Genomic DNA, 24,713 nt, shown 5'->3' on the forward strand with positions numbered 1-24,713 from the left:
TCTGCTTTTGTAAGTTTAACGTACAAAACACTACATAATAAGTACTAATATTCTGGGGAATGCAATGTCCGCTTCTGGCACAACACAGACATTCATACTCACATCTATCACCTTCCCTCCCTATCGCCCCACCGCCACGCTCGCCGACAGCCCAGCCACCAGCTCAACCCCCTCCGGCAACCTGTCGATATGAATGCGCACCGGCACGCGCTGTGCCAGTCGCACCCAGCTAAAGGTTGGCTCGACGTCGGGCAGACCCAGCCCGCCCGTCTCGTCGTTGCTGTCCCCAATCCCATGCCCGATGCTCTCCACGTGACCCGCGATGACCGGCTCGTAACCCATCAGCACAACCTGCGCGGCATCCCCGACGCGAATATGGCGCAGCTTGGTCTCCTCAAAGTACCCCACCACCCAGAAGCTGTGCGCATCAACGATGGCGACCTTCGTCTCCCCCGCCGTCGCGTAGTCTCCGGGGCGAAGCCGCAGGTGTGTGACGTACCCCGAGACCGGCGCACGGACGGTGGCGTGCGCCAGATTCAGCTCTGCCAGATCCAGCGCGGCCAGCGCGCCGTGATAATTGGCCGCCGCGACGTTCGCCGCGCTGCCGGTTTGTTGTAAATCCTCGCTCGAGATGGCGTTTTTTATCAGCGTGCGGCGATGGGCCGCGTCCTGGCGCATCAGCATCTCATGGCGTTTCGACTCGACGTCCGCCTGCGCGCTGACCACCGCCAGCTTAAGCCAGCGCGGATCGATGGTGTAGAGCACATCGCCCCGGTTCACCCACTGATTGTCCCGCACGGCCACGCTGATGACCGGCCCGGAGACGTCCGGCGCAATCTGCACCACGTCCGCCCGCACGCGGCCGTCGCGGGTCCACGGCGTTTGTGCGTAGTGTTTCCACATCATAAACGCCAGAAGCGTGGCCGCCGCGACGGCGCTTAAGGTCAGCGCATAGCGAGCCAGTAAAGAGAGCAGTGATTTCATGACAATAACCCCAACGCGGTCAGACCCTGCATCAGCAGGAAAAAGGTGACAATCCAGGTTGAAACATCCATCAGCGGGCGAAACGGCAAGCGCCGGTAGAGCCTGCTGAGAGAGAAAAGCGCGACGAGACTTAGCGTGCAGACCAGAGCCGCGAGGGCGACCGTCAGCAGCCCCGGAATAAAAACCCCCCCGATATTGAGATCGTTAACCATAGTCTGGCTCCCGTAATGCGCAGTGCAGATCCGCCAGCCTGAAGACCAACTGGCGCGTATGTTCGTCTGCCGCAGGCAGATGGCGTTCGATAAGGGTAACGATGCGTTCGCGCAAGGAGTGGCGGTCCGCGGCGTTTATCCGATGAAAAAGCGCGTCAACCTCACTGCCGGGCGGTGCGTCACTGCGGCGTAAATGCATGATCGAAAGCCCCAGGCGCAGCGCGTGTAACAGCCGATCGAGCGCCTGCTCCGGCGCGCGCTCGCTCCGCTGCAGGCGCGGCAGCAACAGCGCGGTTCGGTCCATCATCAGGTTGATCCAGTGCGTTTCATCAACCCGCAGCGTACCCTTCACGCTGCGGCGAATGTCGCGCTGGCAAAGGTTCAGCAGACGCGCGATGGCGCCATCCGCCTGCACGGTTTGCAGCAGGCTCATGCTGATGACGGCAAAGCCGGTCGCGGCAAATAGCGCGATGGCGGTGTTGGCCGCAACGGCGAAGTCTCCGCTGTAGTGCGCCCCCAGCTCGCACAGAATGGGCAGCGTCAGGGTGATACCCATCGCCATAAACGTGGTGGGCGGACGCGCCTGAAGCGACCCGGCCAGCAGATACGCCGGGGCAAGCACCGCCACCAGCACCGGGAAATCGCTCACCAGCGGCAGCAGCGCAAAGCTGTAGAACAGGCTAATGACCACGCCCCAGAATGAGCCAATGATGTATTTCACGATGTGCGGCGCCGGGGTGTCGAAGCTGCCAAACAGCGTGCAGCAGACCCCCAGGATAGACACCGCCGTACCACCGTCCGGCCACGCCGAGAAGATCCAGACCAGACAGCCGCTCAGGATGATGGCGAAAGCCCCCAGCGCCGTGCGGGCTGCGGTAAGAGGATCGCGGTGGAAAACGTAGCCTTTCGCCGCGCGGATTTGCACCTTCCCAAACACGGGTTTGGCGTGGTGGATAGCCCCGGAAAGACGTTCGCACTGCTGCAGAAGCGCGATAGCCTCCGAGAGATAGCGAATAAAACTGACCTGCAGCGCGTCGTCAAACGTCTGCGCCTGCGCGGCATACCGATCGATGAGAAGCGCACAGCGGAGCCGCAGCGACTCTGCCGTGCTGCTGGCACCCGCGCCTTCAGCGGCAAGCCAGTCCTGAACGTCCTCCAGCAATGCCTGCACGTCGGCGGGCAGGGTTCCGCTCGCTGACAGGCGATCGTGCAGTTCACAGTTGACGATAACCAGCCGCGCCAACCGGTCGTGGATCGCTTTTCTGGCCTGCCGCACCGGGGCTGAAAGGGCAAAATCATACGGAATATGGTGGCTGATGCCCTGCAGGAACTGCAGCGCCAGGGCCAGATGCAGGGGGCTGGAAGCCGCGTCGGGTTTACCGGCTAAGGTATCCGCCACCCGCCCGCGCGCGGCCTGTAGCGTCTGGAATAGCTTAGCGTTGAACTGGCCCGATACGCGCGCAGGCAGCACGTAGCGGTGAATCAGCGCCGCGCAGAAAATCCCAATCGCGATCTCCTGCACGCGAACGATGGCGACGTTAAAGATGCCGCCGGGATCGGATACCGCAGGAAAACCAATCAGGCTCGCGGTGTAGCCTGCCAGCACAAACGCGTAAGCCCGGGGCGTGCGTTCCAGCAGGGAGAGCCACAGGCAGAATACGATCCAGCCCGTCAGCACCGCGCTGCACAGGACTGGCGTATTCGCGAAGGCAGGCACAATCAAAACGGTCGCGCTGGCACCCGCCACGGTACCGGCCAGCCGGTAGAGGCTTCTGCTCAGCGATGCTCCGACCGACGTCTGCGACACGATGTAAACCGTAATAATGGCCCACGAGGGGCGTTCGAGGCCGATCGACAGCGCGAGGTAATAAGCCAGCATCGCCGCGGCAAAACTCTTCGCAGAGTAGATCAGCGCGTCCGCATCGTTTCGCAGCGCGGCGGGGAGACGAACGGGATGAAATAGGATGTTTTTCATGCCGGGATTATTACCGGCTTGCAGACCCGCTAAAATACTCTATTCTGTCAAAAAATACCTAAATGTTGCCAGAATCGTGAAGCCTCAACCTGCTACTACGCTGTATGACCCCGACTCTACCGCCAGCCCGGCGGTCGCTCGTCATCTGGACTTCGTGGACTACGCCGCGGAAGTGCCGGTGCATACCCACCGCAAGGGGCAGCTGATTATTGCCCGATACGGCGCGGTCAGCTGTTACGCGGAGAATGATATCTGGATCGTGCCGCCGGACTGCGCCGTCTGGATCCCAGGCGGGATCCCGCACAGCGCCAAAGCGACCTGGAACGCGCATCTCAACTATCTGTTTATTGAGCCCGGCGCGGCGATGCTGCCGGAGAAGTGTTGCACGCTGGCGATCTCACCGCTGATTAAGGAGCTGGTCGATCGTCTGACGCGCGAAGGCGTGGATTATCCTCCCGACGGCCACGTCGCGAGGCTGACCCGTGTCACGCTGGACGAGCTAGCCAGCATGCCGCAGCAGAAGCTGAGCCTGCCGGTCTCGACCGATCCGAAAATTCGCGCCATGGCAGACGCGCTGGTTAGCCGCCCTGAGGACAGAAGCACCCTGAAGGACTGGGCGAAACGGCTCGCCCTCAGCGAGCGTTCGTTTGCCCGCCTGATGCAGCGCGAAACCGGGCTGAGCTTCGGGCGATGGCGCCAGCAGCTGCATTTGATTATTGCCCTGCGGGAGCTGGCAAGCGGCGTACCCGTCCAGAACGTGGCGGCAACGCTCGGGTATGAATCGGTGAATGCGTTTATCACCATGTTCCGCAAAGCTATGGGCAGCACGCCCGCCCACTACTTTGCCGAACGGAAAAACAGCGGCCGTTAGCCCGGCCCCTCGCTCCCCGCCGCCAGCAGCGGCACCACCACGTCGCTGATGGGCACCGCAATACCGTGTTTGCGGCCGTAGCGCTGGATCACGCCGTTGCGGATATCCCACTCCATCGGACGATCGGCCTGACGGTCAGCAAGGATCGAGGTGCCCAGGTCCTCAGGCGCACGCTGGAAGTTCGCCAGGATCTCCTGCGCCACCGCATCGTCCAGCTTCGCTCCTTCAGCGCGGGCGACGACAAGCCCCTCGCGCAGGTAGGCCAGCGAAAGCTCGCTGATATCCTCGCGCCTGAACATCCCGGCGCGGCGGTTAGAAAGCACCATCAGCCCGGCGGCCGCGTTTTGCAGCAGCTTGCGCCAGGCGACGGTGGCGAAATCTGCCGATAGCTCAACCGCACAGCGCGTTCCGCGAAGCGCCTCCATTACCCGCTGCGCCTGCGGCACGTCCGGCAGCGTCAGGCGCGGCTTCGCCCGCAGCCAGACGGAAGCATCCGGCTCGCGCTGCGCGGGGAACCACACCACCGACGGCAGCACCGTCGCGCCGTTAACCCACGGCTCAAGCTGGGCTTTTTGCTCCACGCCGTTTTGCAGCACGCAGACCACGGTATTTTCATCGCACAGGGCCCGCAGCCATCCGGCGCTGTCGGCATTTTGCGTCGTTTTTACCGCCACAAAAACGAGATCGACGGGGCGCGTGATGACGGCCGGATCGGTCAATACCGGACCGGGCACAACGGTTTCACCCTCGTCGTGGCGCAGGCGTAATTCCGGATGCGCGGTGCGCCCGCACAGCAGCGGCGTGCGGCCAACGTCATGCAGCACCGCGGCAATGGTGGTCCCAATTGCACCCGGTCCAATCAGCGCAATCACTGGATTGTCAGACATGGTTAACTCCCCTTTTCGCTAAGCCTGCTAACAGTTATACCACCCTGAAAAGTGAGCGCCACGTCGTTGTCTATACTCAACACACAACAGACAACGGAGTGCGCCATGCCTTTACCCGATTTTAAGTCCTCTGAACCTTTCACCCTCGGCATCGAACTCGAACTGCAGGTGGTTAACCCGCCGGGCTACGATCTGAGCCAGGACTCCTCCGCGCTCATCGCCGCCGTCAAAGACGACATCAAAGGCGGCGAGGTCAAACACGACATCACCGAAAGCATGCTCGAAATCGCCACCGGCGTGTGCCAGAACATCGACCAGGCGGCGGCGCAGTTCTCGGTGATGCAGCAGAGCATCCTGCGCGCGGCGGCAGAGCAGCATATCCAGATCTGCGGCGGCGGGACGCACCCGTTCCAGAAGTGGCAGCGGCAGGAAGTGTGCGACGACGAGCGCTATAACGTCACGCTGGAGCGCTTTGGCTATCTGATTTTGCAGGCGACGGTATTCGGCCAGCACGTGCACGTCGGCTGCCGGACCGGGGACGACGCGATTTACCTGCTGCACGGCCTGTCGCGCTTCGTGCCGCACTTTATCGCCCTGGCGGCCGCCTCGCCGTATATGCAGGGCACGGACACGAAGTTCTCCTCGTCGCGGCTCAACATCTTCTCGGGATTTCCGGATAACGGCCAGATGCCGTGGGTCAACAGCTGGCAGGAATTCGAGGGGCTGTTCCGCCGCCTGAGTTCCACCAGCATGATCGACAGCATTAAGGATCTGCACTGGGACATCCGCCCCAGCCCGCACTTCGGCACCGTCGAGGTGCGGGTGATGGATACGCCGCTGACGCTCGGCCACGCCATTAACATCGCCGGGCTTATTCAGGCGACGTCCCACTGGCTGCTGACCGCGCGGCCCTATAAGCATCAGGAAAAAGATTTTCTGCTGTACCGCTTTAACCGTTTTCAGGCCTGTCGCTACGGGCTGGAGGGGATCCTGACGGACGTGCACACCGGCGAGCACAAAACCGTGGCGGAAGACATTACGTGGCTGCTGGAGCAGGTTGCGCCGTCGGCCGAGAAGCTCGGCGCGACGAGCGCAGTCAATGAAATTGCCCTGCTGTTAAAGCAGGGCAAGAGCGAGGCGCAGCGCATGCGGGAGTTTATCGCCGATGGCGGCTCGCTGATTTCTCTGGTTCAGAAGCACTGCGAGCTGTGGGCGACGAGTCCGTAAGGCCGTGGCCCCACTCGCGCAAGCGCTGGAACAGTACGAACAGCGCCGGGATAAACAGGATCCCAACGACGGTCGCCACCAGCATGCCGCTGAACACCGTGGTGCCGATAATGCGGCGGCTCTGGGCACCCGCCCCGGTCGCCAGCATCATCGGCAAAACGCCGATAATGAACGACACGGCGGTCATCATCACCGCACGGAAGCGGCGCGATGCCCCTTCCCGCGCGGCATCGACAATCGCCATCCCGTCCATACGCCGCGCGCGGGCGAACTCCACGATAAGAATTGCGTTCTTGGCGGCGAGGGCTATCAATAGCACCAGACCTATCTGCACGTACACGTCGTTGGCATAGCCCGCCAGCCACAGCCAGACCAGCGCCCCGCCGATGGCGAACAGCACCGAGAGCATCACGCTCGCCGGGAGCGTCCAGCTCTCGTACTGGGCAACGAGGAACAGCCACGCCATCACCACCGCCGCCAGCACGATCCATATCGCCTGATTGCCGGTCTGCTGCTCCTGATATGACATGCCGCTCCAGGCGTAGTCGTACCCCGCTGGCAGGTTCTGCGCCAGAAGCTCGCCCATCGCCGCCATCGCGGTGCTGCTGCTCACCCCAGCCGCCGCCGAGCCGCTCACCGACACCGACGGGAACTGGTTGTACTGCTGCAGGAACGGCGCGCCGACGCTCGGCGTAATGGTGACGAGGTTGCTCAGGCGCACCCGCTCGCCGCTGTTGCTGCGCACGAACAGCTCGCTTATCTGCTCGGCGCGCTCGCGCCACTGCATCTCGTTTTGCATCACCACGTGGTAGACGCGGTTGTTGACGCTGAAATCCCCGGCGCGCGTGCCGCCAAAGGCGGTTTGCAGGCTGCTGAAGATGCGGGACACCGGCACGTCGAGGCGCGCGGCGCGCTCGCGGTCAACGGTCAGCGTCAGCTGCGGCACGTTGCTGCTCCAGGTGGTGAACACGCGGCTCAGCTGCGGATGCTGGTTGGCTTTCTCCAGCACCTCACGCGTCACGCGCTCCAGCTCCGCCGGGCTCTGCCCCGCCTGCGCCTGAATGCGCAGGTCGAAGCCGGAGGCGTTGCCCAGCCCCGGCAGCGTCGGCGGCGCGAAGGTCATGATGGTTGCCTCCGGAAGGGCCAGCAGCTGGCGCTGCAGGGTGCCCATCACCTCGTCCAGCGGCGGACGCTCGCTCCAGTCTTTGAGCATGATGGAGATAAACCCGCCGTTGGAGGCGCTGGTGCCGTTGAGGATGTTAAATCCGGAGACCTGAATTACGTCTTCCACCGCCGGGTTTTTGGCGATCAGTTCGCGCGCCGTGGTCATCACCGCTTCGGTGCGCTCCAGGGATGCGGCCTCCGGCAGCTGGACGCTGGCAAAGAAGTAGCCCTGATCCTCCTGCGGCAGGAAGCCTTTTGGCATCGACGTAAAGCCGAACGCCACCACGGCCGCCGCGCCTGCGGTAGCCAGCAGCGCCAGCCAAGGACGCAGGTTTAAGACGTTCACGATGCGGGTGTAGAAACCGCGCGTGGCGTCCAGCCCGCGGTTAAAGGCGCGATAGACTGCCGCAGGTTTCGCCGGGCGCGGACGCAGCAGCATCGCGCACAGGGCGGGCGTCAGGGTCAGCGCCACCAGGCTTGAGAGCGTGACGGCGGTGGAGAGCGTTACCGCGAACTGGCGGTACAGTTCGCCGACAATCCCCGGCAGGAGCGCCACCGGCACAAACACCGCCAGCAGCACCAGCGTCGTCGCGATGACCGGCCCGGCAATCTGGCGCAGCGCCAGCGCGGTCGCCGCCGTGCGGCTCTGCCCTTCCGCCATCAGCGTTTCGACGCTCTCCACCACCACGATGGCGTCATCCACCACCATGGTCAGCGCCAGAATAATGGCGAACAGGCTAAGGGTGTTGGCGGAGTAGCCGAGCGTGTAGAGCACCGCGAAGGTGCCCACCAGCGATACCGGAATAGCGAGCGCCACAATCAGCGTTGCGCGCCAGCTTTGCAGGAACAGGGAAACGACCACCACAACCGCCAGCATGGTGAGCGCCAGCGAGACGCCGATCTCCTTAATGGTGGCGGCAACAAAGGAGGTGGTGTCGAATTTCACCTCGTAGACCAGGTCGTCCGGGAAGCGCGTAGAGAGGCGCTCCAGCTCCGCGCGCACCGCGTCGGCCACGCGCAGGGCGTTGGCGGACGGCGTCGGGTAGATGCCGAGGTAGGCGGAGTCGTGCCCGTTCAGCTGCGCGCCGGAGCTGTAGCTGCGCGAGCCGAGCTCGATGGTGGCGACGTCCTTCAGGCGCACCAGCTGGCCCATCTCGCCCGCGCGAATAATGATGTCGGCAAAGTCTTCGGCCTGGTTTAAGCGCCCCAGGCCGTTGATGGTCAGGGTCTGCTGCTGGCCGTTAAACACCGGCGGCGTGCCGACCTGGCCTGCCGCCCCCTGCACGTTTTGCTCGCGCAGCGCCTGCGCCACGTCGTCGGTGGTGACGTTGAGGGCGTTCATGCGGTCCGGACGCAGCCAGATGCGCATGCTGTAGTCGCGCGCGCCAAACATCTGCACCTGCCCGACGCCAGGCAGGCGGGACAGCGCCTCGCGCACCTGGGTACTGGCGTAGTTGCTGACGAACAGCGGCGTATGGGTGTTGTTCGGTGAGTAAAGACTTACCCCCATCATCAGGTTGGTGGCGCGCTTGCGCACCTGCACGCCGTTTTGCTGCGCCTCGGTCGGGAGCTGCGCCACGGCCTGCGAGACGCGGTTTTGCACGTCGATGGCGGCGAGGTCCGGATCGGTGCCCGCCGCAAAGGTAATGTTCAGGCTGTACGAGCCTTCGTCCGAGCTGGTGGACTCCATATAGAGCATGTGATCCACACCGTTCAGCTGCGTCTCCAGCGGCGTGGCGATAGCCTCCGCCACGTCAGCCGAGCTGGCGCCCGGCCAGCTGGCAGACACATTCACCACCGGCGGCGCGATCTGCGGGTACTGCTCCACCGGGATAATCCTCAGCGCAATGGCCCCCACCAGGGTGATGACCAGCGCAATCACCATCGCGAAGCGCGGGCGTTTGATGAAAAACGTCAGCATGATGGCTCCTTAATTCAGTATCTGGACGGCAGCACCTGGCTGCACGCGCTGCGCACCGTCAGTGATTGCTCGCTCACCGGGCTTCACGCCGGATGAAATCTGAAACTGCTGGCCAATCTGTCCGGCGACCTTAAGCGGACGCATTTCGGCTTTGCCGTCGGCGTTAACCACCCAGGCAAAGAACCCGTCACCGTTCTGCTGTACGGCAGCGGCGGGCAGGGTCAGAACCGGCTGCTCGCTGGCCGGGCGCAGCGTCACGTTCACGTTGCCGCCGGGCAACAGCTGATGGCGCGGGTTGGCAAACTCGGCGCGCAGCATCACGCTGGCGGTGCGCGGGTCGATGCGATTGTCCACGGAGGTGAGCTCGCCGCTGACGCGCTGGCCGTTGCTGTCGATAAGCGCCTGCCAGGCCTTTTTCATGGCGTTAATATCAGGATGCTGTCCGGCTTTGGTGGCAAAGGCTCCCTCTTCCAGCGCAAAGGCGATGCGGATGGGATCGAGCTGCACGACTTCCACCAGCACGCCGCTGGCAGGGTTGACCAGGCTGCCGACGTGGAACCGGCTGTGTCCTACGCGGCCGTCAATCGGCGAGGTAATGCGGGTGTAGTTCAGGGTGACAATACGGGTTTCGAGCCGGGCTTTGGCCTGTTCCAGCGCGGCGCTGGCGACGTCCCGCTGCATGCGGGCGTTGTCCACGTCGTGACGGCTGATGGCGTTGCTGCTGCCCAGGCTTTCAAAGCGGGAAAGCTGCTGCTGCGCCTGACGCAGCGTGGCTTCGGCGCTTCTCACCTCGGCCTGCGCCAGGCGCAGGGCGGCTCGCGGCTCGGCGTCGTCCAGCTCAAACAGCAGGTCGCCTTTTTTCACGTACTGCCCGTCGCGGAAGTGGATTTTGGCGATCGCGCCTTCGGTACGCGCACGCAGCTCAACGGTGTGGATGGCTTCGATGCGGCCCGGGATCTGGCGCTCGGCGGCGTGGGCGGTCTGCTCCACGCTGGCGACGCGAACGGGGATGGCGGCAGCGAATACGGGTTGCAGGGTGCAGGCGAGAAGTGCGAACAGGAGTGGGAGTTTCATGGGAGTACCTCAGGGTTGTTGCCCTCACCCCGGCCCTCTCCCACAGGGAGAGGGAGGTCAGAGTCCCCTCTCCCCGTGGGAGAGGGTTAGGGTGAGGGCAAAAGGTTATGCAGCCTTACGGAACCTGCGGGTCAGTCGCTTCTCGATTTCGACGACGAAGAACATCACGCCCGCCACCGCCAGAGTCACAAACCAGTAGCGCAGCGGCAGGGCTTCGGTGCCGAACAGCATCTGCATCAACGGCAGGTAGATAATCGCCGCCTGGAGCAGGAACAGCACGCCCGTCACCAGCCAGATCCCTTTGTTCGCCAGCAGGCCGCGGTTCAGGGAGAACCCTTCGGTATTGCGGCAGTTAATCATGTACACCCACTGGGCGCAGACCAGCATCTGCAGCAGCACGGTGCGGATGAACTCCGCGCTGTGGCCGCGCGGGGCCAGCCAGGCCTCCAGCGCAAAGGCGGCGATGGCAATCATGGTGCCGACGAAGGCCACGCGCCAGACGGCGTAGGCGTCCATCACGTGCTGCCCGGTCTGACGCGGCGGACGGCGCATGATGTTGCGCTCGGCGGCCTCGAAGGCAAGGCCGAAGGAGAGCGTGGCGGAGGTGGCCATGTTCATCCACAGAATCAGCACCGGCGTTAGCGGAATGATGTTGCCCGCCAGCAGCGCAATCACAATCAGAAGCCCCTGCGCGAGGTTGGTCGGCATGATGAACAGAATGGTCTTCTTCAGGTTGTCGTAAACACGACGCCCCTCTTTGACCGCGCTGGCGATAGTGGCGAAGTTATCGTCCGTCAGGACCATGTCCGCCGCCTCTTTAGTCACTTCCGTGCCTTTGATGCCCATCGCGATGCCCACGTCAGCCTGACGCAGCGCCGGGGCGTCGTTCACGCCGTCACCGGTCATGCCGACGATTCCACCTTTGTCCTGCAGCGCTTTCACCAGGCGCAGCTTATGCTCCGGGCTGGTACGGGCGAAGATGTCATATTTCACCGCGGCTTCCGCCAGCGCGGCGTCGTCCATCTTCTCCAGCTCGTAGCCGGTAACCGCCTGCTCGCTGTTGGTGATCCCCAGCATCTGGCCGATGCTCATCGCCGTCTGCGGGTGATCCCCGGTGATCATCTTCACGCGGATCCCCGCCTGCTGGCAGGCGTTAATCGCATCAATCGCTTCCGGACGCGGCGGATCCATCATCCCGGCGATGCCGAGGAAGATCAGGCCGTGGCTCAGGTCATCGTGCGTCAGCGTCTGCTCGCCGTTCGCCGGCTTGAACGCCGCGGCCACCATGCGCAGCCCCTGACGCGCATAGCGCTCCATCTCGCTTTCCCAGTACGCGTGGTTGAAGGCTTCCGCACCGTTACGGGTCTGCTGCTCGGCGCACAGGGCGAAAATCACGTCCGGCGCGCCGGTGATCAGGATCTGCTCCTCACCGCCAATCTGGTAGTGGGTGCTCATGTACTTGTACTGCGAGTCGAACGGGACCTTGTTAACCAGCGTGGTCATGACCGGCTCAAGGCTGGCCTTCGCCGCCAGCACCTTCAGCGCGCCCTCGGTTGGGCCACCGGTGATGCCCCACAGGCCGCGCTCGTCCTGGATCAGCTGGCTGTCGTTACACAGGTCGATGGTGCGCAGGTAGTGCTCCAGCACGGTGCCCGGCTGGATGTGGACCGGCTCATCGCTGCCTTCCAGGTAGATGTTGCCTACCGGCTCGTAGCTGTTGCCGTCCACGCGGTAGCAGGCGTCAGCGGTGATAATGGCTTTGACCGTCATCTCGTTCATGGTCAGGGTGCCGGTTTTATCCGAGCAGACCACGGTCATCGCGCCCAGGGTTTCCACCGTCGGCAGCTTGCGAATAATCGCCCGCTTGCGCGCCATCGCCTGCACGCCCAGGGAGAGGATGATGGAGATAATCGCCGGCAGGCCTTCCGGCACGGAGGCCACCGCCAGGCTAATCAGGGAGAGCAGCAGCTCGCCCATCGGGATTTCGCGGAACACCAGGCTGAAGACGAACAGCGCGGCCATCATTGCCAGGATAATGGCGAAGATCACTTTACCCAGCTTGTCCATCTGCACCAGCAGCGGCGTGCGGTGCTTTTCGATGCCCGCCATCATCTGGTTGATGTGGCCAAGCTCCGTATCCTTACCGGTCGCGGTGACCACGCCGACGCCACCGCCCGCGCTTACGGTCGTCCCGGAGAAGACCATATTGGTGCGATCGCCCAGCGGCAGTTCGCCGCTCAGCGGATTAATGTGTTTATCCACCACGGTGGATTCACCGGTCAGAATCGCCTCTTCCACGCGTAAATTATGCGCTTCGATTAAACGCATATCCGCCGGAATACGATCTCCCGCGCGTAATACAATAATATCGCCCGGGACTATTTCAGTGGTGGGTATCGTTTCGTGAGTGCCGTTACGAATAACGCGCACCTCGCTGGAGAGCATATTGCGAATACTCTTCAGAGATTTTTCCGCGTTGCTTTCCTGAATATGGCCAATTAAGGCATTGATTACCGCCACGCCCAGAATAACCAGCGTATCAACCCAGTGGCCCATTATTGCCGTTAATACGGCGGCGGCCAGCAGGACATAAATCAGCACATCATTAAAATGGGCCAGAAAACGCAGCCAGGCAGGTTTGCCTTTTTTCTCCGGCAGCGCGTTCGGACCTGATTTTTGCAGACGCGCCTGCGCCTCTGCACGATCCAGACCGCTGGCCTGGCTCAGCGTGTGGGTAAGCACCTGCTCTACGGTCTGCTGGTATGCCAGCCCGCCGGAAGGCGGCACGTTTGGGGACAATTTTTTTTCGGTCATCGTATTTTTCCTTCAATATCCGGTGAACAGAAGCCTGAATTCCTTTCTGGCTTAAATAAATTCATTTTTAAGTCTTGCGGGTAAAATTGATCTAACGCAATATAATGACTTCTCGGTTATTCAAAACTGATTAAAACTATTTCGATGACCTGATTTTTACAAAATATTTCTAAACCAACACTAAACGAGGGGGAACCATGTTTGGTATTTATCGCGGACGACGCCTGGCGTTATACATTGTCGCAGCCATTGTTATTGCCACGTTAATTGGTTATAGCACCTATACATTTGTAAAATTATTTTCCTGATAAAGACGTTTATTTACATAACGCGATATTAATATAAGTGCCGGGTCGTATTTTGTTATTTATTCGCTAAATAATATCTTCGTTTTATTCAATAACGCCTGAATCGCTGATATTGCTTTACGTTACAGGATGCCGGACAATGACATTTTTAACTGACGATTAACATTACGATGAAACACCCGTTAGAATCGCTGCTTACGGCAGGCGGCATTTTATTGCTGGCCCTGCTCTCCTGCCTGCTGTTACCCGCGCCGTCGCTGGGTCTGGTGCTGGCGCAGAAGCTGGTTCAGACCTTTCACATGGTCGATCTGAACCAGCTTTACACCATTCTGTTCTGCGTGTGGTTTTTACTGCTGGGTGCCATCGAATTCTTCGTCCTGCGTTTCGTCTGGCGCCGCTGGTTCTCGCTGGCCTCGTAAGCCAATAAAAAAGTCGGGTGGCGACTTCGCCTTACCCGGCCTGTGATGGCAATTTTCCAGACCCGTCGGGGCGGAAAAGAACTCAGTGCGCCTGACTGTGGTTCTCCTTGCGGTACGCACCAGGCGGCTGGTTGAACGTTCGGGTGAAGATACGGGTAAACGTCTGCTGCGAGTCAAACCCGTAACGCAGGCAGATGTCGTAGACCCGAGCGTCGGATTCACGCAGATCGCGCGCCGCCAGTAGCAGCTTGCGCTCACGGATATAACGCCCCAGGCTCTCCCCTTTGTACTGCATAAACAACCGCTGCAGATGCCACTTCGAGTAACCCGCGTGGCGGGCAATCTCTTCTATACGTAATGGCTGGTGCAGATTGTCGTCGATCCATTCGACGATAGTGTCGATGACTTGAGCGGAAATGGTCATGCTGCTGTCCCCCTCTGCTTCTCGCTTAAACATTATTCCCACCACGCGCGAAAGGTTTGCGTGGCGTCATTCACCCGGACGGGCTCGCCCAACGCCGGTGTCAGTAGCCGATAGTTTTTATCCTTGCTGGCTTTAGCCAGCTGGATCAGCGGATCGTTCCACGTATGTTTCGCCAGCACGAAGCGTCCGTTATGCCCGGGCACCACGGCTTTCGCGTTCAGATCCACCGAGGCCTGCGCCGTTTCCTCCGGCAGCATGTGGATGTACTTCCAGTCCTGGTCGTACTGGCCGTTTTCCATGATGGCGACATCCACGCTATCAAACTGCTCGCCGATGGCCTTAAAGTGCGGGCCGTAGCCGGAATCCCCGCTGTAATAAACCTTCTGCTCTGGCGTGACGAACATAAAGCTGCCCCACAGGGTCCGATCGCGTTTGATGCCGCGCCCGGAGAAGTGGCGCGCCGGCAGAACATGCACCGTCAGTTCATCGCTGATGCGTACCGACTGGTTCCAGTCGCGCTCGTCAATAATCTCAGGCTTCATCCCCCAGTAGCGCAGATGGGATCCCACGCCCAGCGGCGTCACCACGCGCTTCACCTTCGGCAGTAGCGCCCTGATGGTGGCGTAGTCCAGATGATCGTAGTGATCGTGCGAGATAATCAGCAGGTCGATTTCCGGCATGCTTTCAGCGCGCCACGGATACTCTCCGGCAAAGGCTTTATTCAGAAACGAGAACGGCGCGGCATAGTTGCCGAGCACCGGGTCAATCAGGATGCGTTTCCCCGCGAGCTGCAGGTACCACGAGGAGTGGCCGAGCCACACCAGGGTGTCCTGCTCCAGCGGCAGGCTCGCAAGATCGGTTTTCACCAGCGGCAGCGGCTGGGCCGGGCGCGCGTTTTCGGTTTTTTTGGTCAGAAAATCCCATGTCGCAACCAGCATGTTTTTGTCGCCGTTATAACCCGGCGTCGGCAGCGTATTGTGGAATTTTCCCTCGCGATACTGTGGGGAGGCCTCCACTTCGTTGAGCTGCTCACCCTGCGGTGGCTGACCAAATCCGGCATTCAGTACAAACGGTAAACTCGCAGCTGAAGCAATAATCATGATTAACACCACGCAGATGAAGAGAGGTTTTTTCATATCCAGACCCGAAAACGCGCCCCATCCGATAGTTTGCGCGGGGTAAACTTGATTATGAGTGAGTAAGCACTCATTATAGATATGATGATAAAGTCGTCAAGACGTTTTCGATCTTTGACATTCCGCGTTGCAGCGTGTCAAAGCACGTGTTTCAATCAGGGTTTTTATAATTGACAGGGGGAAAAATTTAGTGGCACGTCCGAAGAGTGAAGATAAAAAACAGGCCTTACTGGAAGCCGCAACGGCGGCATTTGCACAGTCAGGTATTGCCGCCTCAACGTCGTTAATCGCCCGTAACGCGGGCGTCGCCGAAGGGACCCTGTTTCGCTACTTTCCCACTAAAGACGATCTGCTGAATGCCCTCTATCTGCACCTGAAGCAGGATCTCTGCCAGGCCATGCTGGCAAACCTCGATCGCACCATCACGCTGCCCAAAGAACATACCCGCAATATCTGGAACAGCTACGTAGACTGGGGGATTCGTAACCCCGTTTCTCATGCGGCTATCCGCCAGATCGGCGTCAGTGAAAAGCTGAGCGCCGAAACGGAACAGGCGGTAAAAGAGATGTTCCCGGAACTCCATGAACTTTGCCGCCGCTCGGTGCGTCAGGTGTTTATGTCAGATGAATTTAAAACGTTTGGCGATGCGCTTTTCTTATCGCTGGCCGAATCCACGATGGAATTTGCCACTCGCGACCCTTCTCGCGCCGTTGATTTTAAAGCGCTCGGTTTTGAAGTGATGTGGCGCGGGCTGGCCCAGGAAGAGAGCGATGGACAGTAAATCCTTGCAGGAGCACGCGATGCGCGTGGCCCTTGAGTTGCCCTTCACCGAACACTGCTGGCCGTTTGGGCCGGAGTTTGACGTGTTTAAAGTGGGCGGAAAGATTTTCATGATCGTCGCGGTCGCGCACGGGCGACCGCACGTTAGCCTGAAGTCAGACCCGGAGAAATCACTGTTAAATCAGCAGATCTATCGCGGGATAGAGCCGGGCTACCATCTGAGTAAAAAGCACTGGATCTCCCTTTACGGCACCGACGACGTGACGCCGGAACTGGTTACCGACCTCATTAATGATTCGTGGAATCTGGTGGTGGATAAGCTGCCGAAAAAAGACCAGAAGTGGATCCGTCCGGTCTGATTGTTCGTCTGAGACGAACAGATTAAGCGCTCGAATTGCACTTATCTTTTTCCGCGTCCCGCTGTAATCTGCTTTCCTTTCGCGCCCTCGAGCGGGCGAATTTCATCACCAGGAGTTGTTATGGATATCATTTCTGTCGCCCTGAAACGCCACTCTACCAAGGCGTTCGACGCAAGCAAAAAACTGACCGCGGAAGAAGCGGAAAAAATCAAAACCCTGCTGCAGTACAGCCCGTCCAGCACCAACTCCCAGCCGTGGCACTTCATTGTAGCCAGCACCGAGGAAGGAAAAGCGCGCGTGGCGAAGTCCGCTGCGGGCACCTATGTGTTCAACGAACGCAAAATGCTGGATGCTTCCCACGTGGTGGTGTTCTGCGCGAAAACCGCGATGGATGACGCCTGGCTGGAGCGCGTCGTGGATCAGGAAGAGGCCGATGGCCGTTTCAACACGCCGGAAGCCAAAGCCGCAAACCATAAGGGCCGCACCTACTTCGCCGACATGCACCGCGTGGATCTGAAAGATGACGACCAGTGGATGGCGAAGCAGGTTTACCTGAACGTCGGCAACTTCCTGCTGGGCGTGGGCGCGATGGGTCTGGACGCGGTACCAATTGAAGGTTTCGACGCCGCTATTCTCGACGAAGAGTTTGGCCTGAAAGAGAAAGGCTTCACCAGCCTGGTGGTGGTACCGGTTGGGCACCACAGCGTGGAAGATTTCAACGCCACGCTGCCGAAATCTCGCCTGCCGCTGAGCACGATTGTGACCGAGTGCTGATCTCCTCTGGCACGCTGGGTTCCGGCGTGCCTGTTTTCAATACAGCATACTCTAAGGATGCTACACCCTATACGCTCTGCGCTTGAGCATGCGTCAGACCATCATGTTCTCGCCATTACGCCCTCCTCTCGCTGAAGCGTTTCTCTCAGCGTGGAACATTCAGGTTCTCACCCTAATTTTGTCGTTGTGTATCGATTGCCCTCGTTACAGTCAAATAATTTGTAACAGCACAGAAATACCCACATCAGAAATTTCGCATACAATTTTTTAATTAATAAGCACCCCATTCCCTTTCATATCAACAAATTACACCCCCTCACCCCCTCCAATCAATAACCCTCAAAAATATCCCCATTATTTTTTCTCACGCTCACGCCAAATATTCCACACTGATAGAGCATTAATTATTTCGCTCTTTGCAGGAATTGTTACATGTCTATTTTAGGATTCGGGGTTCCGCATGTTTTTATATGCATCCATTTCGCATTAAAAGAAATGGGAACACTTTTTCAAGGAATTACAAGGATAGATATATGAAAAATAAAAGTGCAGTGAGCACTCGGTCTAATACAAAGGTATTACACGCTAAACTGGCGCCGACCTGTTTTGCGACCATGCTTGCACTGGGCATGATCATGCCTGCTCAAGCCGCAATCGTGGCAGGTAATACCGATAAACCGGCCATTCATACGGATGCAAGTGGCGCTACCATCGTTGATATCAACAAGGCGAGCGCAGGTGGGGTTTCCCATAACGTTTATTCCGAATTTAACGTCGACAGCAACGGCGTGATCCTGAATAACAGCGGCACTGCAACCAACACCCAGCTAGCGGGCCAGATCGATGGCAACGCTAATATGGCCGGCGGCAGCGCGAAGGTGATCCTGAACGAAGTGCGTTCATCCGATCCGAGCCAGCTGAACGGCATGGTCGAAGTGGCAGGCCAGTCCGCACAGGTGATTATCGCCAACCCATCAGGCATCACCTGTGACGGCTGCGGCTTTATCAATACCAATCACGCTTCGTTGACTACCGGCACCGCCACCTACGACGGTCAGGGCAACGTTAATGGCCTGGACGTGAGCAAAGGCCAGGTGACCATCACCGGCAAAGGGATGGATACCCGCTCCACGCAGTACACCGACATTATTGCCCGCTCCGTGAAGGTCAATGCGAAGCTGCAGGCTAACGAACTGAATATCGTCACCGGTAACAACCACATTGATAAAAATGGTCGCGTGCAGCAGAAATATGACAACACCAATGCCCCGGACGTGGCGCTGGATGTCTCTGCGCTGGGCTCCATGTACGCCAATAAAATCTATATGCAGGGAACTGACGCTGGCGTTGGCGTGCGCATCGACCATGCTGACCTGACGGCAACCGATACTTTGTCAATCAACGTTGATGGTGTGGTTGAAAACAACGGTGGACATATCAGCGGTAAAAATGCAGCTACCGTAATGGGGAGTGATGTCCTGAACCATAACGGCCAAATTACCTCTGAGGGTATGGTGTCCGTTGCCGCTGACAACACGCTGGACAACACTAACGGTGTCATTAAAGCTGCGATGGTTAATGTTTCCGGCAAAAATACCGTTAACAGCCATGGTTCCATTCAGGGCAGCCAGAATACCTTTATTACCGCTGACTCACTGGACAACAGCGACGGTGAAATTCTGAGCAATGGCGACTTGACGATCGGCCGCGCCTCCTGGAATTACAACGCGCAGGGCGTGAATAATACTCATGGCCGCATTGTTGCTAAGGGTGCCCTCAACGTTGATGCTGCCAGCCTGAACAACTCCGCTGGCCGCGTAGAAACCAACGGTGCGATGACCGTCAATGTCGACACGCTGACAAACGACAACGGTCTTATTTCCGCCGGGAACGGCTGGAACACGATCAGCGCCTCCATGCTGAATAACGATAACGGTGTGATTCAGTCTCTGGGATCTGACAGCCAGCTTCAGGTGAGCGGCAACAACATGCTCTCCAACCGCAATGGATCAATCCACAGCAACGGCTCTGTTTCAATCAATGGCGCGCTGGATAATATGTCCGGCACCATCGTAGCCGACAAAGACCTCTTTATGTACGGCACGTCCTACTATTCCGATCTTGCGAGCAAGATGGAAGCAGGCGGCAATATCGACATGACCGTGACCGGTACGTTCCAGAACGCGGGAACCATCAAAGCGGGTCAGGATATGGCGTTGAACATCGGTTCTAATGGCTGGAATAGCTACGGCGGCCCGGCGCAGAACAGCGGTTCCATCGCGGCGAACGGCCATCTGGCACTGCAGATGAACAGCAGCCTGTTCGACAACAGTGGTTCTATTACCGCTAACCAGATGGATCTTCAGCTGGCAGATCTGTCCAACACCGGTTCTATCTCAAGCCAAAATGATATCAATCTGAACGCCACTAACCTGGATAACCGTGGTAACGGTACGATTAGCGCAGACCACAACATCAACATTACCGCATCTTATCTGATGACCGATGCAGGCAGCCAGATCGCTGCCGGCTCTGATGCCATGCTGTTTGTCATGAACAACCTGGACAACAGCGGTGATATCCGCGCGGCGCATGATATTAATCTCGATGTAATGGGCAGCAGCGGCTGGTCTCAGAGCACCGCGTATAACTACGGCACGATGGTGGCGGGTAACACGCTGAATGCGCAGATGGATCGTGTCACATTTATTAACGGCGGTACGCTGTCTGCTGATAACGGTATTACTCTGATCAGTAACTACCTGACCAACAGCGGTAACATTTCTAGCGCAAGTGATATTACGCTGAATACAGCCAACGGCATTAACAACGAAGCCAGCGGTAATATTACCGGCAATCACGTGTACACCACAGGTTACGTCAATAATATGGGTGTGATTAACGAGACCGGTGCAGCAACTCAAGAAAACGGTAATAACGCTGCTGATGACAGCAATACCAACCCAGACTCAGGTACTACAGCGGATAATAGTGGAAATACCACTGTTAAGCCAAACGGTACACCTGAAGGTAATGGCGTTTGGGAAAACGGCGTTGTCTATTATCCGGGCGACATGTATTACGGGTATGTCATTCAGGATATCGAATATTACCCAGGCGGTTATTCTATTTATACCGCGTAATTTTTCGCTGTAAAACAAAGCCCCATTCTTGTAATGGGGCTACCTTTTTTCGTTATATTCAGGATCCTTCGAGGTCCATAAAGTTATTTACATGATTAATTATCGATCCGGCCTCGTTCTGCTATCACTGCTCGCGTCACTTCCCGACACATTACATGCTGAACCGGCCACGACTCAGCAGCAGGATCAGGCGAGGCACGAACAGCTTGCACCGCCAGGGAAGTCAGTCCTTTCATCAGAAAGCACGCTCGCAAGTGATGCGCTTGCTCTGCCACATGAGACAGTGTGCTACGACATTCAACATCTGAAAATCGACAATACGCAGTCGCTTCCTCACTGGCTCACTTTTCGCGATATCATTCGTCAGGCTGAGAATAACTGTATCGGCGTGAAGGGAATTAAAGCCATACATACGGCCGTGCAGGATCGATTAATATCCCACGGATTTATTACCACCCGCGTATTAATACCGGAGCAAAATTTACACAAGGGAACGCTAACCCTGCGAATTTTGCCTGGACGCGTCAGTGATGTCATTATTCAGGATCAAAGCGGGATCTCCGTACATCTCTGGAATAACGTCCCACAAGAGCCGGACGACCTCCTCGATTTACGAGGTCTGGAACAGGGGCTGGAAAACCTGCAGCGTATTCCCGGTTCGCAGGCGAGTATTCTTCTGATGCCGGGGGAAAATCCTGGCGATACCCGCGTAGAGATCAAGCGCGTCCAGCGTAAAGCCTGGCGACTAGGCAGCTGGTTTGATGATTCCGGTAGTAAATACACCGGACGGTATCAGGGGGGACTGGCGCTATATCTGGATAACCCCACCTCGCTCAACGATATGTTTTATGCAGCGTATGGCGGTGGTTTCAAAAATGAAAACGGCAAGCGTAACGATAATACCTCGGCGTTTTACTCCGTTCCCTGGGGATACTGGGCGCTGGAACTTTATGCCAGCCAGTACAGAACGACGCAGACAATCCACAGCGGTGATTTTCAGTACCGGTACAGTAGCGATGAAAAGCTCATGACCGCCGCGCTTAACCGCGTGGTTTACCGCAGCGCGAGCCAGAAAACCACGCTGGGCTTTAAAGGGATCAAGCGTGATTCCCGCTACGATCTTAACGACGTGGAAGTGGAGGTTCAGCACCGGGACACCAGCAGCTGGCAGCTTAGCCTGGAACATTTAGCCTACCTTCCATTCGGTCAGCTTACGACAAGCCTCGGTTATCAACATGCCGCACCGTGGTTTGGTGAAGAAGCCGATGCTGAAGAGATGGTGGGTAGTGCCGACGCGCAGGCGCGCATCATTACGCTGAGTGCAGACGGTACTTTCCCGTTCAAACTGGGCAAGTTCGCCCTCAGCTATGAACCGCATTTCAAGCAACAGACCACTCCGGACAGGCTGACCCAGCCCGATAAGTTCACCATCGGCAACCGCTGGACGGTGCGCGGCTTTGACGGAGAGTCCTCACTGTATGCCGACAAAGGCTGGTATCTGCGTAATGATATCAATCTGAATCTGCCGGTATGGGGAATGCAGCCTTATATTGGCGCAGACTATGGCGAAGTCAGCGGCTCAGAAAATGATTACTGGAGCGGAGAGCACATTGCCGGTGCGGTCGCAGGCGTGCGCGGGGTAAAAGGCCATCTGGGGTATGACCTTTTTGCGGGCGTGCCTCTGGCAAAACCGGATGAGATGCATACCAGTCCCGTCACGCTTGGATTTTCGGTGCAATGGCAGTACTGAGGGCCCAGTGAAAAATTAACACTTTCGGGCGATGAGTATTACGATCGGCTTTTTTCTGCCAGCCACTCCATCGCCCGCTCCCCCGCCTCATCTACCGGCAGATACACCAGCAGCCGCGACCCGTTTCGCGGCGCGGAGTACCAGTACATCTGCTGCAGCGTAAAATCCCCCAGCTCGGGATGGGTAAACAGCTTGAGCTGGTTCTCCACCCCGCGCACGTCGTTGCGCTGGTGCCACAGGGTTTTAAACTCTTCCGACACCGCAAAGAAGCGCGCCAGTTTGGCCTCCCACAGCGGGTCACCCCGGTGTTCGGCCATCGCTGCCCGGAAATAGGAGACAAATATGGGCAGCACGTCGTCGCGCCTGCCGAGACGCGCGCGCCACGCCGGGTGGGTGAGGAACAGATAAATACAGTTACGGTCTTCCGGCGGGATTTCATTGAAATCCACGCCCATCAGGTGGCCGAAGCTGTCGTTCCACGCCACGATGTCGAAATTCGGTTTCTGGATGCTGGCGGGTTTAGGCATAAGCGTATCCAGCAGGCGCCGCGTGCCCTCGCTGATGCCCTCGCAGCAGACCGCCTGCGGCGCTTCACCCGGCGGCAACCCGGCTAACACAAACAGGTGTCGGGCCTCGGTCGGGGTGCATTGCAGCGCTTTCGCAACAGCGGCCATCACCGCGCTGGATGGATTGACGTCCCTGCCCTGCTCCAGCCAGGTGTACCAGGTCACGCCCACGTCCGCGAGCATCGCCACCTCTTCCCGGCGCAGACCCGGCGTGCGGCGACGACCGCTGCGCGGCAGGCCAAGACGCTGCGGATCGAGGCTTTCACGTCGTGCGCGTAAAAATGCCCCCAGCTGTTTTCGGGTGTCATCCTGAAGTGAGACGACGGGTTCAGACATCAAGGCCATAAATCCCCCTGCATGGTAGTGCCAGTACCAGTATAAGCAAGAACTGGTACCCGTTTATCAGATGGTTGATGCTACGACCATCTGATGAATGACGCAATGGAGTTACCATGAATACGTCAGTTGTTTCACCGGGCCGCGCTGGCCTGATATTGCTGCTAACCGGCCAGATGCTGCCGATGATTGATACCTCAATCACCAACGTCGCACTGGACGCCATCACCCACTCGCTGCACGCCACCGCCACCGAGCTGGAGCTGATTGTCGCCCTCTACGGCGTGGCCTTCGCCGTCTGCCTGGCGCTCGGCAGCAAGCTGGGGGATAACTTTGGCCGTCGGCGTCTGTTTATGTGGGGCGTCGCGAGCTTTGGCCTGGCCTCTCTGCTGTGCGGGATGGCGGGGAGCATTGAACAGCTGCTGGCCGCGCGAATCGTTCAGGGTGCGGGAGCCGCGCTGATTGTGCCGCAAATTCTTGCCACCCTGCACGTGACGCTGAAAGGTACGGCGCACGCTAAGGCCATCAGCCTGTTTGGCGGCATCGGTGGGATTGCGTTTATCGTCGGACAAATGGGCGGCGGCTGGCTGGTGTCGGCGGATATCGCCGGGCTGGGCTGGCGTAACGCCTTCTTCATCAACGTGCCGATCTGTCTGGTGGTGCTGGCGCTGAGTCGCCATTTCGTACCCGAAACCCGTCGCGAGACGCCGTCACGCATCGACTGGACCGGAACCGTGCTGCTGGCGATCATTCTTTGCTGCCTGCTGTTCCCGATGGCGCTCGGCCCCCAGTGGCACTGGTCGTGGCCGCTGAAGGTAATGCTTCTCGCCATTATTCCGCTGGGCTGGCTGACGGCGCTGAATGCGCGCAAAAAGGAGCGTGAGAATGCCCACCCGCTGATCCCGCCGCGCCTGCTGCAGCTTCGCAGCGTTCGCTTTGGCATACTGATTGCGATGCTCTTTTTCAGCGTCTGGTCCGGGTTTATGTTCTGTATGGCGCTGACCATGCAAACCGGTCTGGGGATGGCACCGTGGCAGTCGGGGAATAGTTTCATCGCCCTTGGGGTGACTTATTTTATCTCCGCGTGGTTCGCGCCGCGTCTGATTGCTCGCTACAGCACCAGTACCATTCTGCTGACCGGTCTGGCGATCCAGATTGTCGGCCTGCTGGCGCTGATCGCCACGTTCCGCGTCTGGGGAATGGAGAATACCGCGCTGACGCTGGCGCCCGCGACCGGGCTGGTCGGCTACGGGCAGGCGCTGATCGTGAACAGCTTCTACCGCATCGGGATGCGCGATATTCAGCCTGACGACGCCGGGGCCGCGAGCGCCATTCTCAGCACGCTTCAGCAGGCCGCGCTGGGGCTTGGTCCGGCCATTTTTGGCGCGATTTTGCTCCACGCGCTGCAGAACCATCACGGGGATTACACCCAGGCGGTGAACGTCTTCCTGATGGTGGAAACGGCGATGATGGTGGTGCTTGCCCTGGCGACGCTTCGCATACGCCATCGCCTGTGCCTGCCGGTGGTAAAGGTCTGTCAGGCCACCAAATAAGCCCGTGAATTTGCATAATAGATCCGCAGCCGCCAT

At 58.8% G+C, this 24,713-nt stretch carries 19 protein-coding genes; 9 read left to right on the forward strand and 10 right to left on the reverse strand.

Translation table 11 applies throughout. The features are described 5' to 3' along the window. Positions 1-120: 120 nt before the first annotated feature. The 3 genes from P346_RS00285 to P346_RS00275 are packed head-to-tail and all read right to left on the reverse strand — an operon-like array spanning position 121 to position 3,171. On the reverse strand, positions 121-984 hold the full coding sequence (locus P346_RS00285) for an efflux RND transporter periplasmic adaptor subunit (protein ID WP_032662908.1): 864 nt from the start codon (positions 982-984) through the stop codon (positions 121-123). Beyond that, on the reverse strand, positions 981-1,196 hold the full coding sequence (locus P346_RS00280) for a DUF1656 domain-containing protein (protein WP_032662910.1): 216 nt from the start codon (positions 1,194-1,196) through the stop codon (positions 981-983). The genes P346_RS00285 and P346_RS00280 overlap by 4 nt, the downstream gene beginning before the upstream one ends. Then, on the reverse strand, positions 1,189-3,171 hold the full coding sequence (locus P346_RS00275; RefSeq protein WP_050597654.1) for an FUSC family protein: 1,983 nt from the start codon (positions 3,169-3,171) through the stop codon (positions 1,189-1,191). The genes P346_RS00280 and P346_RS00275 overlap by 8 nt, the downstream gene beginning before the upstream one ends. Before the next feature lie 76 nt (positions 3,172-3,247). On the opposite strand from P346_RS00275, the gene P346_RS00270 reads away from it, so the two are divergent. Beyond that, positions 3,248-4,042: an AraC family transcriptional regulator gene (locus tag P346_RS00270; RefSeq protein WP_032662911.1), complete on the forward strand. Its 795-nt coding sequence runs from the start codon at positions 3,248-3,250 to the stop codon at positions 4,040-4,042. Here the strand turns inward: P346_RS00270 and P346_RS00265 are convergent. After that, a complete protein-coding gene (locus P346_RS00265) occupies positions 4,039-4,929 on the reverse strand; it encodes an oxidoreductase (protein ID WP_032662913.1) in 891 nt (296 codons plus the stop codon). The genes P346_RS00270 and P346_RS00265 overlap by 4 nt on opposite strands. A gap of 105 nt (positions 4,930-5,034) precedes the next feature. Between P346_RS00265 and P346_RS00260 the strand changes: the two genes are divergently transcribed. Continuing rightward, positions 5,035-6,156 carry a YbdK family carboxylate-amine ligase gene (locus P346_RS00260; RefSeq protein WP_032662915.1) on the forward strand — a complete coding sequence of 374 codons (1,122 nt, stop codon included), beginning with the start codon at positions 5,035-5,037 and terminating at the stop codon, positions 6,154-6,156. Here P346_RS00260 and P346_RS00255 read toward each other — a convergent pair. From P346_RS00255 to P346_RS00245, 3 genes are all read right to left on the reverse strand, one after another. Continuing rightward, positions 6,086-9,241 (reverse strand): efflux RND transporter permease subunit, encoded by a 3,156-nt coding sequence (locus tag P346_RS00255; protein WP_032662917.1) that lies wholly within the window; start codon positions 9,239-9,241, stop codon positions 6,086-6,088. The two genes, P346_RS00260 and P346_RS00255, sit on opposite strands and share 71 nt — an antisense overlap. A gap of 9 nt (positions 9,242-9,250) precedes the next feature. Beyond that, positions 9,251-10,315, reverse strand: coding sequence for an efflux RND transporter periplasmic adaptor subunit (locus tag P346_RS00250; protein WP_032662919.1), 1,065 nt, complete (start codon positions 10,313-10,315; stop codon positions 9,251-9,253). A gap of 105 nt (positions 10,316-10,420) precedes the next feature. Further along, the gene (locus tag P346_RS00245; RefSeq protein ID WP_032662921.1) at positions 10,421-13,129 is read right to left on the reverse strand and encodes a cation-transporting P-type ATPase; all 2,709 of its coding nucleotides are present in this window, start codon (positions 13,127-13,129) and stop codon (positions 10,421-10,423) included. Between the two features lie 478 nt (positions 13,130-13,607). Between P346_RS00245 and P346_RS00240 the strand changes: the two genes are divergently transcribed. Then, entirely contained in the window at positions 13,608-13,856 is a 249-nt protein-coding gene (locus tag P346_RS00240) for a DUF1158 domain-containing protein (RefSeq protein WP_013097677.1), read from the forward strand. A gap of 82 nt (positions 13,857-13,938) precedes the next feature. On the opposite strand, the gene P346_RS00235 is transcribed toward P346_RS00240, so the two are convergent. Together P346_RS00235 and P346_RS00230 are read right to left on the reverse strand one after the other, a co-directional pair. Continuing rightward, positions 13,939-14,280 carry a RamA family antibiotic efflux transcriptional regulator gene (locus P346_RS00235; RefSeq protein WP_029741711.1) on the reverse strand — a complete coding sequence of 114 codons (342 nt, stop codon included), beginning with the start codon at positions 14,278-14,280 and terminating at the stop codon, positions 13,939-13,941. A 32-nt stretch (positions 14,281-14,312) separates the two neighbouring features. Then, complete coding sequence (locus P346_RS00230) at positions 14,313-15,416, reverse strand: MBL fold metallo-hydrolase (protein WP_032662923.1); 1,104 nt, start codon at positions 15,414-15,416, stop codon at positions 14,313-14,315. A gap of 190 nt (positions 15,417-15,606) precedes the next feature. Here P346_RS00230 and P346_RS00225 point away from each other — a divergent pair, with 190 nt between their 5' ends. The 5 genes from P346_RS00225 (at position 15,607) to P346_RS00205 (ending at position 22,222) form a co-directional block, all read left to right on the forward strand. Next, the gene (locus tag P346_RS00225) at positions 15,607-16,197 is read left to right on the forward strand and encodes a TetR/AcrR family transcriptional regulator (RefSeq protein WP_032662925.1); all 591 of its coding nucleotides are present in this window, start codon (positions 15,607-15,609) and stop codon (positions 16,195-16,197) included. Then, positions 16,187-16,555: an MmcQ/YjbR family DNA-binding protein gene (locus P346_RS00220; RefSeq protein ID WP_032662927.1), complete on the forward strand. Its 369-nt coding sequence runs from the start codon at positions 16,187-16,189 to the stop codon at positions 16,553-16,555. Before P346_RS00225 ends, P346_RS00220 begins: the two co-directional genes overlap by 11 nt. A gap of 120 nt (positions 16,556-16,675) precedes the next feature. Continuing rightward, positions 16,676-17,329: an oxygen-insensitive NAD(P)H nitroreductase gene (gene nfsB / locus P346_RS00215; RefSeq protein WP_024906901.1), complete on the forward strand. Its 654-nt coding sequence runs from the start codon at positions 16,676-16,678 to the stop codon at positions 17,327-17,329. Positions 17,330-17,964: 635 nt separating this feature from the next. Beyond that, entirely contained in the window at positions 17,965-20,472 is a 2,508-nt protein-coding gene (locus tag P346_RS00210) for a two-partner secretion domain-containing protein (RefSeq protein WP_233456507.1), read from the forward strand. 91 nt (positions 20,473-20,563) lie between these two features. Further along, complete coding sequence (locus tag P346_RS00205; protein ID WP_032662931.1) at positions 20,564-22,222, forward strand: ShlB/FhaC/HecB family hemolysin secretion/activation protein; 1,659 nt, start codon at positions 20,564-20,566, stop codon at positions 22,220-22,222. Positions 22,223-22,260: 38 nt separating this feature from the next. On the opposite strand, the gene P346_RS00200 is transcribed toward P346_RS00205, so the two are convergent. Beyond that, positions 22,261-23,133 carry a helix-turn-helix transcriptional regulator gene (locus P346_RS00200; RefSeq protein ID WP_032662932.1) on the reverse strand — a complete coding sequence of 291 codons (873 nt, stop codon included), beginning with the start codon at positions 23,131-23,133 and terminating at the stop codon, positions 22,261-22,263. Positions 23,134-23,240: 107 nt separating this feature from the next. On the opposite strand from P346_RS00200, the gene P346_RS00195 reads away from it, so the two are divergent. Further along, complete coding sequence (locus tag P346_RS00195) at positions 23,241-24,677, forward strand: MFS transporter (protein ID WP_032662933.1); 1,437 nt, start codon at positions 23,241-23,243, stop codon at positions 24,675-24,677. Positions 24,678-24,713: the final 36 nt, after the last annotated feature.

The sequence above is a fragment of the Enterobacter sp. DC1 genome (genome assembly GCF_000568075.1).
In the GTDB taxonomy this organism is placed as follows: Bacteria; Pseudomonadota; Gammaproteobacteria; order Enterobacterales; family Enterobacteriaceae; genus Enterobacter; species Enterobacter asburiae.